Origin of the sequence: Flagellimonas pelagia (assembly GCF_003584135.1) — a bacterium.
GTDB classification, from domain to species: Bacteria; Bacteroidota; Bacteroidia; order Flavobacteriales; family Flavobacteriaceae; genus Flagellimonas; species Flagellimonas pelagia.
The window spans coordinates 229,350-246,323 of the sequence record NZ_QXFI01000009.1; the positions used below are offsets into that span (position 1 = coordinate 229,350).

General features: G+C 44.0%; 14 protein-coding genes. 7 read left to right on the plus strand and 7 right to left on the minus strand.

Features of this window, described 5'->3' with window-relative positions:
* Positions 1-4: 4 nt before the first annotated feature.
* Positions 5-823, minus strand: coding sequence for a 3-deoxy-8-phosphooctulonate synthase (gene kdsA, locus D2V05_RS02840; protein ID WP_119646052.1), 819 nt, complete (start codon positions 821-823; stop codon positions 5-7).
* Between the two features lie 75 nt (positions 824-898).
* Here kdsA and D2V05_RS02845 point away from each other — a divergent pair, with 75 nt between their 5' ends.
* The 3 genes from D2V05_RS02845 to typA all read left to right on the plus strand — a co-directional run bounded on the left by D2V05_RS02845 (position 899) and on the right by typA (position 4,013).
* Positions 899-1,486, plus strand: a complete 588-nt coding sequence (locus tag D2V05_RS02845; RefSeq protein ID WP_119646053.1) for a hypothetical protein — start codon at positions 899-901, stop codon at positions 1,484-1,486.
* Between the two features lie 72 nt (positions 1,487-1,558).
* Positions 1,559-2,116: a hypothetical protein gene (locus D2V05_RS02850; protein ID WP_147378210.1), complete on the plus strand. Its 558-nt coding sequence runs from the start codon at positions 1,559-1,561 to the stop codon at positions 2,114-2,116.
* A 97-nt stretch (positions 2,117-2,213) separates the two neighbouring features.
* Positions 2,214-4,013, plus strand: coding sequence for a translational GTPase TypA (gene typA / locus D2V05_RS02855; RefSeq protein WP_119646055.1), 1,800 nt, complete (start codon positions 2,214-2,216; stop codon positions 4,011-4,013).
* Here typA and ppgK read toward each other — a convergent pair.
* The 6 genes from ppgK to D2V05_RS02885 all read right to left on the minus strand — a co-directional run bounded on the left by ppgK (position 4,010) and on the right by D2V05_RS02885 (position 9,075).
* Positions 4,010-4,777, minus strand: a complete 768-nt coding sequence (ppgK, locus tag D2V05_RS02860; RefSeq protein WP_119646056.1) for a polyphosphate--glucose phosphotransferase — start codon at positions 4,775-4,777, stop codon at positions 4,010-4,012. The two genes, typA and ppgK, sit on opposite strands and share 4 nt — an antisense overlap.
* Positions 4,778-4,927: 150 nt before the next feature.
* Complete coding sequence (locus D2V05_RS02865; protein WP_119646057.1) at positions 4,928-5,599, minus strand: pirin family protein; 672 nt, start codon at positions 5,597-5,599, stop codon at positions 4,928-4,930.
* 9 nt (positions 5,600-5,608) lie between these two features.
* A complete protein-coding gene (locus tag D2V05_RS02870; protein ID WP_119646058.1) occupies positions 5,609-6,415 on the minus strand; it encodes a dioxygenase family protein in 807 nt (268 codons plus the stop codon).
* Between the two features lie 95 nt (positions 6,416-6,510).
* A complete protein-coding gene (locus D2V05_RS02875; protein WP_119646059.1) occupies positions 6,511-7,194 on the minus strand; it encodes a LytR/AlgR family response regulator transcription factor in 684 nt (227 codons plus the stop codon).
* Positions 7,191-8,273, minus strand: a complete 1,083-nt coding sequence (locus tag D2V05_RS02880) for a sensor histidine kinase (RefSeq protein WP_119646060.1) — start codon at positions 8,271-8,273, stop codon at positions 7,191-7,193. The genes D2V05_RS02875 and D2V05_RS02880 overlap by 4 nt, the downstream gene beginning before the upstream one ends.
* 118 nt (positions 8,274-8,391) lie before the next feature.
* Positions 8,392-9,075 carry a cell division ATP-binding protein FtsE gene (locus D2V05_RS02885; RefSeq protein WP_119646061.1) on the minus strand — a complete coding sequence of 228 codons (684 nt, stop codon included), beginning with the start codon at positions 9,073-9,075 and terminating at the stop codon, positions 8,392-8,394.
* 145 nt (positions 9,076-9,220) lie between these two features.
* Here D2V05_RS02885 and D2V05_RS02890 point away from each other — a divergent pair, with 145 nt between their 5' ends.
* The 4 genes from D2V05_RS02890 to D2V05_RS02905 all read left to right on the plus strand — a co-directional run bounded on the left by D2V05_RS02890 (position 9,221) and on the right by D2V05_RS02905 (position 16,876).
* A complete protein-coding gene (locus D2V05_RS02890) occupies positions 9,221-12,244 on the plus strand; it encodes a tetratricopeptide repeat protein (protein ID WP_119646062.1) in 3,024 nt (1,007 codons plus the stop codon).
* A 13-nt stretch (positions 12,245-12,257) separates the two neighbouring features.
* Positions 12,258-14,015: a porin family protein gene (locus D2V05_RS02895; protein WP_119646063.1), complete on the plus strand. Its 1,758-nt coding sequence runs from the start codon at positions 12,258-12,260 to the stop codon at positions 14,013-14,015.
* Between the two features lie 102 nt (positions 14,016-14,117).
* A complete protein-coding gene (locus D2V05_RS02900; protein WP_183114772.1) occupies positions 14,118-15,212 on the plus strand; it encodes an OmpA family protein in 1,095 nt (364 codons plus the stop codon).
* Between the two features lie 44 nt (positions 15,213-15,256).
* On the plus strand, positions 15,257-16,876 hold the full coding sequence (locus D2V05_RS02905) for an amidohydrolase (RefSeq protein ID WP_119646065.1): 1,620 nt from the start codon (positions 15,257-15,259) through the stop codon (positions 16,874-16,876).
* The last annotated feature ends 98 nt before the right edge of the window (positions 16,877-16,974 follow it).

Genomic DNA, 16,974 nt, shown 5'->3' on the forward strand with positions numbered 1-16,974 from the left:
ACCTTTATAGGGAATTGATGGTTGTTCTGATAGCCGTTAAATCTGTCAGTAGCTTTTCCAATAAACTTAGATCCAGCATATTGGCGCCATCACTTTTGGCATTGGCCGGGTCAAAATGGGTTTCCATGAAGAGTCCATCCACGCCAGCGGCAATTCCAGCCCTGGCCATGGTGCCGATCAAGGCGGGCCTACCGCCTGTTACTCCTGAAGATTGGTTGGGTTGTTGTAGGGAGTGGGTCACATCCAAAACCACAGGCGCATATTGTTTCATGGTAGGGATGCCCCTAAAGTCCACGATCATATCGTGATAACCGAACATGGTTCCCCGATCGGTGATAATGGCTTGTTCATTTCCCGTTTCGGTAACTTTGGTCACGGCATGTTTCATGCTTTCCGGACTCATGAATTGGCCTTTTTTTAGGTTGACCACTTTGCCCGTTTCTGCAGCAGCTACCACCAAATCGGTCTGGCGTACCAAAAATGCAGGAATCTGGAGTACATCCACATATTCGGCCGCCATAGTGGCATCAGAAATTTCATGGATGTCCGTAATGGTCGGTACCCCAAAAGTATCGGATACTTTTTTGAGGATTTTCAATGCTTTCTCATCACCAATACCTGTAAAGGAGTCGATACGGCTGCGGTTCGCTTTTTTAAAACTTCCCTTGAATACATAGGGAATCTTGAGCTTGTCCGTAACAGCTACCACTTTTTCGGCAATTCGCATGGCCATTTCTTCCCCTTCAATGGCACAAGGACCGGCCAAAAGGAAAAAATTGTTGCTATCCGTATGTTTTATCTGAGGGATTCTGGTGATGTCCATTTCTTAAAGTTTGCACAAATATACTACATAAGCTTGGTAACCTTTTTAGATTTATCACAATCAAAACCTTCAATTATGACCCAAAAACTACTCCTTGTTCCCTTCATGGTTTTAAGCTGTTTTTCTGTCTTTTCACAATTTTATGAAAAGGGGAGGACCTTTGATCTGATCAATCTGGAACGCCATCAATTTAAGTTTGATCTGCTCAGTCCAGGGTTCAGTTATGAACTGGGATTGTTCAAAAACCAAAGTGTCTCTACCGGTTTGGGTTTGGCCACTGCCACTTATGGGGAAGGATATGCGTTTGGGTTGACATCGAACAACAGGTACCGCTATTACCACAATTTTCAAAGAAGGATTGACATGGATAAGAATGTTTCGGGCAACTCGGGAAATTACATAGCCGCAGCTCAGGCCATTTTCTTTTCACAGTTGCGGATATCTACCAATATCGATGGCCCAAAGGATTTCAACCTAGGATTTTATGGTATGGTCTATGGCATCCAACGAACCTATAAAAACGGGTTCAACTTTAATGCGGAATTGGGTGCAGGGCTGTACAAAGGAGATGGTGTCCCGGATGGGTATGGGCCATTGATTCATTTTACCTTTGGATGGGTTGCCACCAAGCGAAAATCCAGAGAACCCAAATTCGATTATTGAAACCAAGATTGTAGGGACAATGCATACTTTTTTTAGAAAGTAGGTGTTATATGAATACCAGATCCACCTACTATGCATCGTTTTCTACTTTTGGCATTCTTGTTCTTGGGCAATTTTATACATGCCCAGTATGGCAAAAACTGTGAGATACGACAGATCAAACTAAATGTCTTCAACCCAGGGCTCGAATATGAGATGGGCGTTGGGGTCAATAGCACCTTGGACTTTAGGGTAGCATGGCAAGTGGCCTTGGAGCCGGCCAGCATCGAACCCACACAAAATTTGGATTTTTTCCCTGCCATCACCACCCAATATCGGTTTTATCACAATTTCAACGGTCGTTACCATCGTCGAAGGTCCATTTATGGCAATTCTGGAAATTATATCGCGCCTACGGCCACTTTGTTTTCGCCCGGGGAGCGTACTGTGGAAGGACAATTGGTGGATGGTGTACATGGCTATGGTGGATTGGTCTACGGAATCCAACGCAGCTATAATTCAGGAATTAGCTTTTCCATTGATGCCGGCGCAGGGTACTATGCCGGACCCTTTAAAGGCGGCATTTACCCCGTTGTGAACCTCAGTATTGGTTTCATCATCAGCGAAAAACGTTGGTGTGTAGGTCTGTAGTTCCCAAACTACCACAAAATCAATAAGATAAAAATAACATTTGGGTGTGTTGACAAGTAAAAAATAGCAGTATCTTTGCGGGCTTAAAAATCAGGTTATGTCCAACATCAAAAATATTGCAATCATTGCCCACGTAGACCACGGTAAGACTACCTTGGTGGATAAAATCATGTATCATTGCCAGTTGTTCCGGGATAATGAGAACAAAGGCGATTTGATTTTGGACAACAACGACCTGGAGCGGGAACGTGGGATCACCATTGTATCCAAGAACGTTTCCGTGGTGTACAAGGACACCAAAATCAACATTATCGATACTCCTGGGCACGCCGATTTTGGAGGTGAAGTGGAGCGCGTACTCAATATGGCCGATGGCGTACTGTTGTTGGTGGATGCCTTTGAAGGACCCATGCCGCAGACCCGTTTTGTACTGCAAAAAGCCATTTCCCTTGGTTTGAAACCCTGTGTGGTGATCAACAAGGTGGACAAGGAAAACTGTACTCCCGAAGAAGTTCACGAAAAAGTATTCGACTTGATGTTCGAATTGGGTGCCGAGGAATGGCAGTTGGATTTCCCAACGGTTTACGGTTCTGCCAAGAACAACTGGATGGCAGAGGATTGGAAAACCCCGACTGAAAATATAGAACCTCTTTTGGATATGGTCATCGAGCATATCCCAACCTTTAAACCACAACAAGGTACCACCCAGATGTTGATCACTTCCTTGGATTTTTCTTCTTTTACGGGACGGATAGCCATTGGAAGATTGCAAAGAGGTACTTTGAAGGAAGGTCAGAACATTTCTTTGGTGAAGCGAGATGGAAAAATCATCAAAACCAAAGTAAAAGAGCTTTTCACTTTTGAAGGTCTTGGTAGGGTAAGGGTTCAAGAAGTGGTAGCTGGTGATATTTGTGCCATTGTGGGGATGGAAGGTTTTGATATTGGGGACACGGTTGCTGATTTCGAGAATCCTGAAAAATTGAAGTCTATCGCCATTGATGAGCCTACCATGAGTATGTTGTTCACCATCAACGATAGCCCATTCTTCGGGAAGGATGGAAAGTTTGTTACCTCAAGGCACATCAAGGAAAGATTGGAAAAGGAGCTGGAAAAGAACTTGGCCCTAAGGGTGGAGGAAACCGGCAGTGCCGATAAATTCATGGTTTTTGGTAGAGGGGTATTGCACCTTTCGGTGTTGATAGAGACCATGAGAAGGGAAGGCTATGAGCTCCAAATTGGACAGCCACAGGTGATCATCAAAGAGATTGACGGTGTGAAATGTGAACCCGTGGAACACTTGACCATTGACCTTCCGGAAGAGGTTTCGGGCAAGGCTGTGGAAATGGTGTCCATTAGAAAAGGGGAGATGATCAGTATGGAATCCAAAGGATCCCGCATGCTCTGTGAGTTCATGATCCCATCCCGAGGTATCATCGGTCTGAGGAACCAATTGTTGACCGCAACGGCTGGCGAGGCTATTATGGCGCACCGCTTTATGGAATATCAACCTTTGAAAGGAGAGATTGCACAACGTTTGAACGGTTCCCTGGTATCCATGGAAAACGGTACCGCTATTCCTTATTCCATTGACAAACTTCAGGAAAGGGGCAAATTCTTCATTGATCCGGGAGAGGATATTTACGAAGGACAGGTCATTGGTGAAAACTCCCGTGGTGATGATATGACCGTGAACGTGACCAAGACCAAAAAACTTTCGAACGTACGCTCTTCAGGTGCTGATGAGAAGGCCAAGATTGTGCCTGCCATCAAGTTTTCTTTGGAAGAAGCGTTGGAATACATCCAAAAGGATGAATATGTTGAGGTTACCCCAAATCACTTAAGGATTAGAAAGATATACTTAAAAGAGGTAGATCGTAAGCGCAATAAACCGATTTAACCCTTAGCACTCAAATGCCCGTGGTGCTGTTCTCGAAGACAGGCCACGGCTGCACCAATAATACCGGCGTGGTTCATAAGCTCGGCCTTGACAACTTCGGTTTCAATGTTGATGAGATGGCTGAATTCTTCCCATTTTTTGGAAGTGCCACCGCCCACGATGATGAGGTCCGGACTAACGATCAGTTCAACGTATTCCAAGAACTTGTTGAATCGCTTGGCCCATTTTTCTAAACTTAGGTCTTCACGGTCCTTGGCAGAGGCCGCTGCCCATTTTTCAATTTTCTTGTACTTTTTATATGGAATCTGCCCCAACTCAAAATTTGGAATCAGCACTCCGTTAAAGAAGGCACCACTACCGAGACCGGTCCCAATGGTGATCATGATCACAAGCCCTCCCTTGCCTTTTCCAACCCCATAATTCATGGAGGCATAACCGGCGGCATCGGCATCGTTGAGTACGGTGAACTCATGTCCGGTGGTTTCGGTGAACAATTCATCAATATTGACCCCTACCCAACTCGGGTGAAGGTTTCCGGCAGACATACAGACCCCATTTTTAACAATGGAAGGGAAACCACAGCCTACAGGTCCATTGTAGTTGAAGTGTTCCACGATTTCGGCCACAACCTGGGCCATATCATTTGGTTTTTTGGATTTTGGGGTGGCAATTCGATAGCGTTCCGTCAACATTTCCCCTGTTTCGGCGTTGACCAGGGCACCTTTGATGCCTGACCCGCCTATATCAATACCAAGAATTTCCATAAATGGAGGTGTGATTTATTTAGACAAAGAAACGAAAACTTTTTTGGTTTAATAATATGTGGAACAATCTAGGAGTATTGTCTAAAAGAAAAAACCCGGATGAGTAGTACATGGCCATCCGGGTTCAACAGATTAAAAATGAAAACTAAATCAATATGAATTTTTCTGTTCCAAAATCAAAATAATGGCGTTTTCGGAAAGTGCTTCCAATTCCAATTGGTCTACATTCCATAAAGCCAGACTGTCCCTGGATTCCAATAAGCGGTTCTGTATTTCGAATGCCCCGTTGATCACAAAGGTCACCAAAGTGCCATCCGGGTATGATGGAACAAGGGTGGCCTCGGTCCTGCCATTTAAAACCCCAAAATGTAGTTTAATGGAGGAATTGTCGAAAATGGTGTTCAGTATGTTCTCTTTATAATCATCAAAAACGACTTTTTTACGGGCCACCTCAGTTTTGATCCAAATTTGCAAATAATTGACCAGGCTATCCTCACTGGGATTTTTTATGGAAAAGTATGTGCCTTTTGACAACGAGAATGTCTGAAGCTCTTCGGGGGATACTTTTACGGAGTACTGGGACTCCAAAGACCCATAAACAATGGTGCCGACCAACGGCAGCAAGATCAGCGAAACATTTTCATCCATGGTAAAGAACCTGCTTTTTCCAGGAGCAAGGGTTTCATCCGAAAACCTTACAATCTGGTTGTCCATGCCATTTTGGTGTATCGGCGTGCACAAACAACGATACTCATTGGACTCGTAGCGGCTTCTTTTATCGGCCAAAAATATTTTTGCTTGATTTTGAACCATCGTGGTCATTACTTGTATTTAAGCGTTTACGTAGATATCATGGGTAAGGGTAAATCCTTCAGAGACACTGCCACTGACGCTGGCCAGTTCTTCATCTACACCATCACTGAACACGTTGTCCTGGGCGTTATAGGTATACCCACTCATGCCTTTGGTATAGCCATATTCTGTTGCCGCATTTACCCTGACCACCGCACTGTTCTCTCCTTCTGGAAATGCAATCTGTGTGACCAAGAGTGAATCTCCGTCCGAATTGAAAACATGCACATGGATGTGTGTAGAGCGTCCATTGTACCATCCTGGGAATATGGTGGCAAATTCAACCAGGCCACTGGAGTCACTCTCTTGCCTGCCCCTTAAAAAATGATTGCTGGTATACCCGCTGTATTCGGAATAATTGCCATCCTTGTCACAGTGCCATACATCCACAATCGCACCTTCTAGAACGTTACAGCTATCGTTCACATTCCGGATGGTGATGTTCAGGTCGAGGTCGATACCGGTCCTGTCGCCAACAATATCTACCCTTTCATAGTCCTGGGGATTATGGGTAGGGTAAGGACCTTCCGTTTCGCTGGGGGTCACCTCACAATCATCTATGGTTTCACTGCTGGAGGAGGTGTCCGAACTGCTATCAGAACTTGAATCCTTGGTATTATTGGAGGAAGAGTCCGTGGAATCGGATGAAGTATCCGAATCAGAGGAACTGTCCTCTTCCTCCAAAAGATAGGTGTCACTGTCAGTTGAGCATGAACGTAATAATGCCAAACTGGTGACCGAAAGTCCCGCAAGTCCAAAGCCTTTTATAAATTCCTTTCTCTTCATAGTATTTTATTTAAAGTAAAACTATGGTTATTAAGGGCTTATAAATAAATAATGAGGTAAACGGCGGTATTGCAGAGGTAAAAGAGGGCGAAAAGTTAAAGGTTTTTTAAAATATCGGCTTTGTAGGACTTGCCCAAGGGTACGGTAAAATTTCCAATTTTGGCGGTATCCTTATAAATGCTTCCAACCTTTTTCAAAGGAATTATGTAAGATCGATGGGCCCTCAAAAATTGGGGTTGGGGTAATTTTTCCAAGATACCCTTCATGGTATTACGGGCGACAATTTTATTGCCTTGCTCCAAATGGATTTGGATATAATCATCCAATGCCTCTATGAGAAGAATATCATCAAGTGTGATGTGATGGAGTTTAAAATCCGCCCTGACGGAAAGATGTGTTTTTTCATCTACATTCCCCAATTCCAGGTCCATCAAGTTTTTTGCCTTGTCCACTGCCTTTTTGAACCGTTCAAATGAAAAGGGTTTCAGAAGGTAATCAATGGCATCTACATTGAAACCTTCTACGGCGTAATGATCATAGGCAGTGGTAAAAATCACCTTGGTCTTGTTCTTCAGGGATTTATAAAGGTCTATTCCGTTGAGTTCAGGCATTCTGATGTCAAGAAAGAGTAGGTCCACCTCAAATTTATTGAGGTACCTGATGGCTTTGCCCTGTTCGGTGAAAACATGTACCAGATCAACATACTCGATCTGTCCACAATAGGCTTGAACGACATCCAGGGCCAATTCTTCATCATCCAGTGCAACCGCTCTGATCATGTAAGGTCTATATATAATTTAACCGCGTAGAAATCGCTCCTGTGGTCAATATCCAATTGATGTCTGTCAGGGTAAAAATAATCCAATCGCCTTTTTGTGTTTCTGTTACCTTCGGTGGTTTGCTCTAAAAATTCGTTTTGTTTTACCGTGATCTTGTTTTCCACAATGAGTTCAACGCCTTTGGAATCAATATTGATAAAAATAGTGATTTTGGAAGGTTCATCGGGATTAACCCCATATTTGAATGCATTTTCAACATAATTGACCAAAATGATGGGAGCGATCCTTTTGCCGTTTGGGCTTCCCTTTACTTCATAAGTAAAATCGGTATGCTTGCCCATCCTAAGTTTTTGAAGGTCTATGTAATCGGAAATATATTGGATCTCATACTCCAGAGGGACCTTTTCAGAATCGCTTTCAGTGACCACATACCGCATCATTTCGGAAAGCCTTAAGACGGCCCAAGGTGCCTGATCCGATTTTTTAAGGGTAAGCGCATAGATGCTGTTCAGTGTGTTGAACAAAAAATGAGGGTTGATCTGTGCCTTCAGATAGTTCACCTCTGCTCTTAGTTTTTCGTTCTGCATTTCTTTCAACCGGTTGTCCAATCGGAGCAACATGGACAAAATGGTCACCATGATGAACTGGATCAAAAAAGAATCCCGTAGCTCAAAAAGGTTGATGGGAGGGCGCTTCTTTTTAAAACCTTCCGGCATACTAGGTCCTTGTCCCATGGGGGGCATTCCTTCTATTTTTTTGGGGAAGGGCATATTGGAATTTGAAGGAAAGTCAGGAAGCTTAAAAAATAGGTCCGGTAAATACGTGATGACTACAAAACACACCAATAAAAAGCAAGCATACAGTAAATGACGTTTTTTGGAATAAAATTCCGGTACTAACCAATAGTAGTTCAGATAGTAAAAAATGAGCAGTAACAAATAGCCCAAAAAATTCCGTCGAAATCCAACCGCTTTGATCATCTCGCCAAAGGAGCTAAAATCGGGAGAGGTTAAGATAGGAATACTGAGCAATCCCAATCCAATGAGCAGGTTGATCCAAAGGTCTCTATTTTTTAACACAGTAGTTTTTTTGAAATAGGGCTAAAACTATGTAAATCAAGTTAGAGGGTTTAAAAATTGAGGTAAACAAACCTGATTTAGCGGTAAACGCAGCACTGATGAAAACCATGGTCTGGTGTTAAATTGCCTTTTGGATGACCTCAAAAACCTTGCTACCATCACATTTAAGGGTCTTGTGCGGGTATTTTAAAATAAGGGCATAATCATGGGTGGCCATGATGATGGTGCGCCCATTTTGGTTGATGTCCTGTAGTACCTTCATGACCTCCACACTGGTCTGGGGATCTAGGTTTCCGGTTGGCTCGTCCGCCAAAATGAGTTCGGGGTCGTTCAATAGGGCACGCGCAATGGCAATACGCTGCTGTTCCCCGCCCGACAACTCGTGAGGAAATTTGAAGCCTTTGGTTTTCATGCCTACCTTGGTCAACACTTCCTCAATCTTGTCACTCATTTTTTTTGGGTCCGTCCACCCGGTAGCCTTCAAAACAAACTGAAGATTATTATTCACATTACGGTCCGGCAGCAATTTAAAATCCTGGAAAACAATGCCCAATTTTCTACGTAAAAAGGGAATGTCCTTTTCTTTTAAGGTCTTCAAGTCAAAATCCACTACGTTTCCATCACCTTGTTTTAAGGGAAGATCCGCATAAAGCGTTTTCATAAAACTACTCTTGCCACTACCGGTTTTACCGATCACATACACAAATTCACCTTTTTTCACTTCAAGGTCAATGTGGTTCAAAACCATGTTCTCGTTTTGGAATACGGCTACATCTTGTAATTTTACAATGGTCTCGGACATAATGGTACTTTCTGGAATAAAGGTACTAAGTTCTAAAAATATTCGCCATTATTGCCGGGTCAATAAAAACATCTTTGTGCCAAAATATACTTTGGCTCAAATTTTGACGTTATGTAAAAGTCAATCGAGAACAGCGTAGAACACTATGAATCGAACAAACCTCCTTTTTATTCCCATTTGGTTGGGAACTTTTTTTATACTTTCTGCCCAGGAAACCGAAATTTATTCCCACGAAAACAAAGCTTACCAAGATGCTCTGGCGTTGTACAACGATCAGCAGTACCAGGCGGCCCAGACCATTTTCGAGAAAGTCAAGGCAAACACCAACGATTACGAGACCGAGGCCAACAGTGCCTATTATGCTGCGAATGCGGCAATTCGGTTGAACCAACGTGGGGCCGATAAAATGATGGAGGATTTTGTGGAGCGGTACCCGACCTCTACCAAGCGGAACTCCGCTTTTTTGGATGTGGCCGATTATTATTTTGAAACAGGAAAATACCCGTATGCCCTAAAATGGTACAAAAAGGTGGACGAATCCTCCATGGCCTACAGCGATAGGGAGCGTTTTAATTTCAACAATGGGTATGCCTTGTATGCCTCCAAAAATCCGAAGGAGGCCGAACGGTATTTAAGCAAGGTGTCAACCTCTCAGAAATATGGTTCGCAGGCCAAATATTATTTGGGATATATCGCTTACGAGCAAGATGATTATACCGAGGCAAGTGCCCGATTTGACCAGATTACGGACCCAGAATTGCTCAACGAAAAACTTTCTTACTATCAGGCCGATTTGAATTTTAAATTAGGAAAATTTGAGGAAGCCATCGCGATGGCGGAAAAGCAATTGCCCAAATCCAATAGGGAAGAAGTATCCGAACTTAATAAGATTATAGGCGAGAGTTACTTCAACCTGGAAAAGTATGGAGAAGCCATTCCATATTTGGAAAAATACAGGGGTAAACGTGGCAAATGGAGCAACACGGATTACTATTTGTTGGGGTACAGTCATTATAAATTGGGCGATTACCAAAGTGCCATCCAACAGTTCAACAAAATTATTGGGGGCACCAATGATGTTTCCCAAAATGCCTATTATCATTTGGCAGAATGTTATCTAAAGTTGGATAAGAAACCGGAAGCCCTCAATGCGTTTCGAAATGCTTCCCAAATGGATTTTAGCCCTCAGATTCAAAAAGATGCCTTCCTCAACTACGCCCGTTTGAGCTATGAGGTCGGGAATGCATACGAACCGGTTCCGCAGGTGCTGACTGCTTATTTGGAAAAATATCCAAAGGATGAGCACCAGTTGGAAATCCAGGAGCTTTTGGTGGATTCCTACATCACCTCCAGAAATTTTGAAGGTGCCATGAAACTTTTGGAAGACAACAAAAATTACGCGAGCAAGGAAACTTATCAAAAAGTAGCTTATTACCGAGGTGTGGAACTTTTTATTGATGGGGATTATGAGGGAGCGTTGGAGCGTTTTTCCAAATCCTTGAAAAGTGCCGATAATGCCAGTTTTCAGGCTAAAGCGCTGTATTGGAAAGCCGAATCGGCCTACCGATTGAACCGATTTGATGAGGCCCTCGTTGATTTTGTCAAGTTTCAGGGACTTCCCGCGGCAAAAGCCATGCCCGAATATCAGGAATTGGATTATAATCTGGGCTATTGCTATTTTAAACTGAAGGATTACAACAATTCCATTGCCTATTTCAAGAATGTAGTCAATTCCAATGCCATAGACGACGAGCGAAAAAATGATGGATACCTTCGGTTGGGGGATGGGTATTTTGTGACCAGCCAATACCAATTGGCCATGAAGGCTTACGATACTTCATCAAAGATGAACGGACCTGAAAGGGATTATGCAGCCTTCCAAAAAACGCTGTGCAGTGGGTTTTTGGGGAACAATAAGGCCAAGATTGATGGTCTCAACGAGTTTTTGAACATGTTCCCAACTTCTTCCCTTCGGGATGATGCCCTTTTTGAGCTGGGCAATACCTACATTGCCAACAACCAGGAGCAATTGGGATTGCAGACTTATGACAGATTGGTCCAGGAGTTTTCCAAGAGCAAGTTTGCCCCGCGCGGACTTTTGAGGGAAGGGTTGGTGCACTATAATGCCAGTAGAAATCAGCAGGCCCTTGACAAGTTAAAGGAAGTCGTAAAAAAATATCCCAATACCCAAGAGGCGAAACAGGCCGTGGCTACCGCCAAATTGGTTTATGTGGATGAAGGTCGTGTGAGCGAATATGCCGCTTGGGCTAGAAACCTCGATTTTGTGGAAGTCACTGACTCCGAGTTGGACAATGCCAGTTTTGAATCCGCCCAGCGCAAACAAATGGAAGGCAAGACCGATGCTGCACTTCGCGGATATGAAGATTACCTAAAACAATTCCCGAACGGACTCCATGCCCAGAATGTCAACTTTGCCTTGGCACAATTGTATTTCGCGGCAGGCGATAAAAACAAAGCGCTTCCTAAATACAAAACTGTTGCCGATGGAGGCAATGGGGAATATACCGAGCAGGCTTTGACACGTGTTTGTGAAATTTATGTGGAAAAACAGGATTACACCAGTGCCATTCCCTATTTGAAACAATTGGAGAATATGGCGGAAATTACGGAGAACCGAACCTTTGCACAATCCAATCTCATGAAGGGGTATTACGGGCAAAAAGATTATTCCCAGACGCTGGCCTATGCTGAAAAAGTACTGAAAGCCCCAAAAATCGATGACCGTATCAGGAGTGATGCGCAGATTATGATCGCGCGTTCCGCCATTGCTACGAACAATGAAGCCTTGGCCAAAACGGCCTATCAAGAGGTGAAGAAAATCGCCACGGGCGAATTGGCGGCCGAAGCTTGGTACTATGATGCCTTTTTCAAAAACGCTGAAGGTAATTTTGAGTCATCGAACGAATCGGTGCAAAAACTGGCGAAGGATTATTCCGCCTACAAGCAATGGGCCGGTAAGGGATTGGTGATCATGGCCAAAAACTTCTATGGTTTGGGCGATGCCTTTCAGGCAACCTATATTTTGGAGAGTGTGATTACCAATTTTGCGGAGTTCGATGAAATTGTCATCGATGCCAAAACGGAACTGGCGACCATCAAGGCGAAGGAGGCCGAGAGCAATTCTTCCGTGAACCCAAACCAAAATTAAATCGAGACACAGCATGCAAAAGAGAACAACCTATATATTTTCATTACTTTTTTTGAGCCTTTTTGGAGCGATGTACGGTCAGGACAAGACCGATGATATTGGTACGGAAACGGTGACGGTGGTAAAACCCTATTCCCCCACCGTTTCAGATGCCTTTAAGATCAAGTCAATGCCAAGCCTCAACGATTCCATCGTCCTTCAAAAAAAGAAAATAGATTACAGCATATTTTCGGTGCCAGTGGCATCCACGTTTACCCCAGCCAAAGGCAAGGCATCCGCAGTGAAAAAGACCCCGCCACCAACCTTGTACAATTCCTATGCATCGGTAGGGTTGGGCAATTACAACAATGCGTTGGTGGACTTTTACACCAGCAGGGAATTCAATCGGGGAGAAGACCTGTTGGATTTTGGCCTTACCCATAATTCGTCGCGAGGCGATTTGGACTCCACACCCTTGGACACGGATTTTTACAACACCAAATTGGATGTTTCCTATGCCAAAAAGGACCGCTACATGGATTGGGGTGCTGCCGTAGGGCTTCAACATCAACTGTACAACTGGTACGGGATCCAAAATGGTGTGTATTCCGAAGACCTTGTGGCCAGTATGGACGAGACACAAAACTATTTCAATGCAGAGGCCAAGGCGCACTTGAACATGGAGGATTCCTTTTTTAAACAGGGGAATATTTTGTTGAGACGTTTTTGGGATGCGACGGAATCTGGAGAAAACCGGGTGGTGGTCAATCCCACGATTGAGCTGCCCATCACTGAGGAACTCATCACCATTTCTGCCAAGTTTGATTATGTGGGCGGCAATTTTAAAAATGCCTCTTTGAATAGTACCACCAACGGCGGCGAAATCAATTACAGCCAGTTTCAGGCAGGGGTAACCCCGAGCTTGTTGATCTTGCGCGACGATTTGACCGTGAATCTGGGTGCCAACATTGTGTATGGGTTGGATGCCGAGAACAGTGATAGTAATTTTTATATCTACCCCGCGGTTACCGCTTCGTATCGGGTGATGGAGGACAACGTGATCGCTTATGGCGGTATTGAAGGACAGTTAAAGCAGAACTCTTACCATGATTTTGTGGATGAAAACCCATATGTATCCCCCACTTTGGATATTCAGCCCACCGACCAGCAATATGAAGGGTATGTGGGGTTGAAGGGGCAATTGACTTCGAATGTGGGGTATAACCTGAAAGGGTCATATATGGCCGAGAACCGTAAGCCGTTATTCTACTTGAATCCTGAAAATACTTTTAGGGATGATGAAAAAAGCTATTATTATGGCAATTCCTTCCAAGTGTTTTATGATGATGTAAAGACCTTGGGTGTTTTTGGGGAAATCAATGTGGATGTGAACCGAAACTTCACCTTGGGGGTCAATGCCGAATTTTATGACTACGATACGGAAACCGATAATCCCGCCTGGAACCTTCCTTCCATTAAAGGGTCATTGTTCTTGGATTATCAGATTGATAAACAATGGTACATGGGTGCCAACTTGTTCTATATTGGCGAGCGTGATGATTTGATGGGTCAAGCACTAACCAATAATCTCCCCCCAACCATAACTTATACACAAGTTACTTTGGATGGTTTTTTCGATGCCAATGCCCACGTAGGATACCGCTTCAATGATCAGCTCTCCATCTTTGTGAAAGCCTCGAATATTGCCAACAACAATTACCAACGTTGGGCTAATTTTAGGGTACAGGGTTTTCAGGCTCTGGCCGGGGTATCGTACAAGTTTGATTTCTAATTTGTAGGTAAATACGCAATAAAAGGCTGGTTAGGTCGTTTTATACTTTCCGTCAATCATTTGAAAATCATGTGATTGGTGGTTCCAATGAAATTGGAAACCATGCGACTACGACCTTTGTACATAGTGACCCAACTGTTGCTTTGCCTCACTTTTGGTATAAGTTTTTCTCAAAATTTGGTGAGAAACGGGAGTTTTGAGGAATATAGCTCCTGTCCCGAAAAAATGAGCAACCTTAACAAGGATGCCGACTATTGGAGTGCCCCAACCTTGGGTACCACGGATTACTTCAACGAGTGTAGCAGGACCAAATTAGGTATCCCCATGAACTTTAAAGGAAAACAGGAGCCTTTTGATGGAAGTGCCTACGCGGGACTTTACTTGTATGCTCCTGACGATTATCGGGAATACATTCAGGTACCTTTGGCCGAAACCCTGGAAAAGGGTAGCCGTTACCGTTTGACATTATATATCAGCTTGGCCGAAAAATCGGATGGGGCCGTTATGGACATGGGCGCCATTTTTGCCGAAAAACCGTTATCCATTCATACCAAAAGGCACTTGTCACAAGGGGTGCTTTTATCGGTGGCCACGGAAACCACACCCATTAAGCAGTTTTCTACCACAGGTTATTATGATGACAAGCAAAAATGGATGGAGTTGAGCTTTGATATCGTGGGAAAAGGCTTTGAAAGCCAGCTTATCCTAGGGAATTTCAAGAGTAATGCAGGTACCAGTTACCACGATTTTGGACACACGACCAATAACAAGGGCGGGTATTCCTATTATTATTTGGATGACATTTCCCTGACTTATCTGGGGCCGGATTACCAGCCTAATGAAGTGTACGTGTTGGACCATGTCAATTTTAATTTTGACAAATTTGACCTTCAACCTAAGGCCAAACAAAGCCTGAAAGATGTGTATGATTATTTGCAAAAACATCCAAACCTAATGGTTTCCATCAGTGGACATACCGACGATTTAGGCTCCGAGGAATATAACGATGTCCTTTCCAAGGAGAGGGCCCAGACCGTGGCCAAATATCTGATGGCTTTGGGGCTTGACAAAAAGCGGATTACCTCAAAAGGATTTGGTGACAAGATTCCGTTGGATTCTTCACTAACCGATGATGCCCGGAGGAAAAACCGAAGGGTGGAATTTGTAATGACCGAGTTCGAGGACGAAAATCCGTAAAATCTCATAGGCATTTTCTATTTTTGGAAAAACCATCATCCAAAATGAAAAAGCTTATACTCCTCTTTATTATCCCTTTATTTTTTGCTTGTAATCCAAAGGAAGAGGTAGATCTCATCGTGTATAATGCCAATATATACACTGTAGATGATGATTTCCCCAAGGCCTGTTGTGTAGCCATAAAGGATGGGAAGTTCGTGGCAGTTTCAGAAAACGCCGATATCTACAAAAAGTACAAGGCCAAAGAAGAATTGGATGCTGAAGGAAAGACCATAGTGCCTGGGTTGATCGATGCCCATTGTCATTTTTATGGTTTGGGATTGAACCAACAAGTCGTGGACTTGGTGGGCACTACCAGCTTTGATGAGATTTTGGACAAGGTGGTGGCGTTTCAGAAGGAACGGCCATCCGATTTTATCCGAGGACGAGGCTGGGACCAGAACGATTGGGAAGAAAAGGAATTCCCTACCAAGGATAAGCTTGATGAATTGTTCCCGGATACACCTGTGGCATTGCGCAGAATTGACGGTCATGCCCTTTTAGTGAACCAAAAGGCATTGGATTTGGCCGGGATTACGTTGGACACCAAAGTGGAAGGTGGGGAAATTGTAATTCAGGATGGAAAGCTTACGGGAGTTTTGGTGGACAATCCCATGGGATTGGTGGATGCTATCGTTCCACAACCATCCAGAGCACAACAGATACAGGCTCTAAAGGATGCGGAACGCATCAGTTTGGATTACGGACTTACCACGGTAAATGATGCCGGATTGGCGCGCTCGACCATAGAATTGATTGATAGTTTGCAACAAGCAGGCGATATGTCCATTCGTGTCTATGCCATGGTTTCCAATTATCCGGAAAATTTGGATTATTTCCTGAACAAGGGTATCATTAAAACGGATAGGCTCGATGTTCGTTCCGTAAAAGTATATGGTGATGGAGCCTTGGGTTCGCGGGGAGCGGCGCTAAAAGCGCCCTACTCGGATAAACCAGGTCATTTTGGGGCCATGGTCACCCCGGTTGATGAAATCGGTGCCCTGGCCGAACGCATTGCAGCCACCGACTATCAAATGAACACCCACGCTATTGGGGATTCGGCCAATGTTGTGGTATTGCGTGCTTATAAAAAAGCCTTGGAAGGCAAGCCGGACCGTCGTTGGAAGGTAGAGCATGCCCAAGTAATATCTATGGAAGATTTCGATTACTTTAAACTGGGCATTATTCCATCCGTTCAACCTACCCATGCTACAAGTGATATGTACTGGGCGGAAGATCGTTTGGGGTCTGAACGCGTGAAGGGCGCCTATGCCTATAAGAAACTTTTGGACGGGGCTGGAATAGTGGCTTTGGGAACCGACTTTCCCGTGGAACAGGTAAGTCCCTTCTTGACTTTTTATGCTGCTGTGGCCCGCCAGGATTTGGATAAATATCCAGAAGGTGGTTTTCAAATGAAAGATGCCCTGTCACGGGAAGAAACCTTGAAAGGTATGACCATTTGGGCAGCTTATTCCAACTTTGAAGAAGGTGAGAAGGGAAGCATTGAACCCGGCAAGTTTGCCGATTTTGTGATCCTGAGCGATGATATCATGACCGTTCCGGTATCTGAAATCCCCAATCTAAAAGCAGAACAAGTTTTTGTTGCCGGAAAAAAGCTTAAATAATGATTAACTATCGGTCATTCTGAACGAAGTGAAGAATCTGCTGGGTTTTCTAGATAGTATAGGTATAAAAATAAAAAAGCCCCAAATAGGGGCTTTCG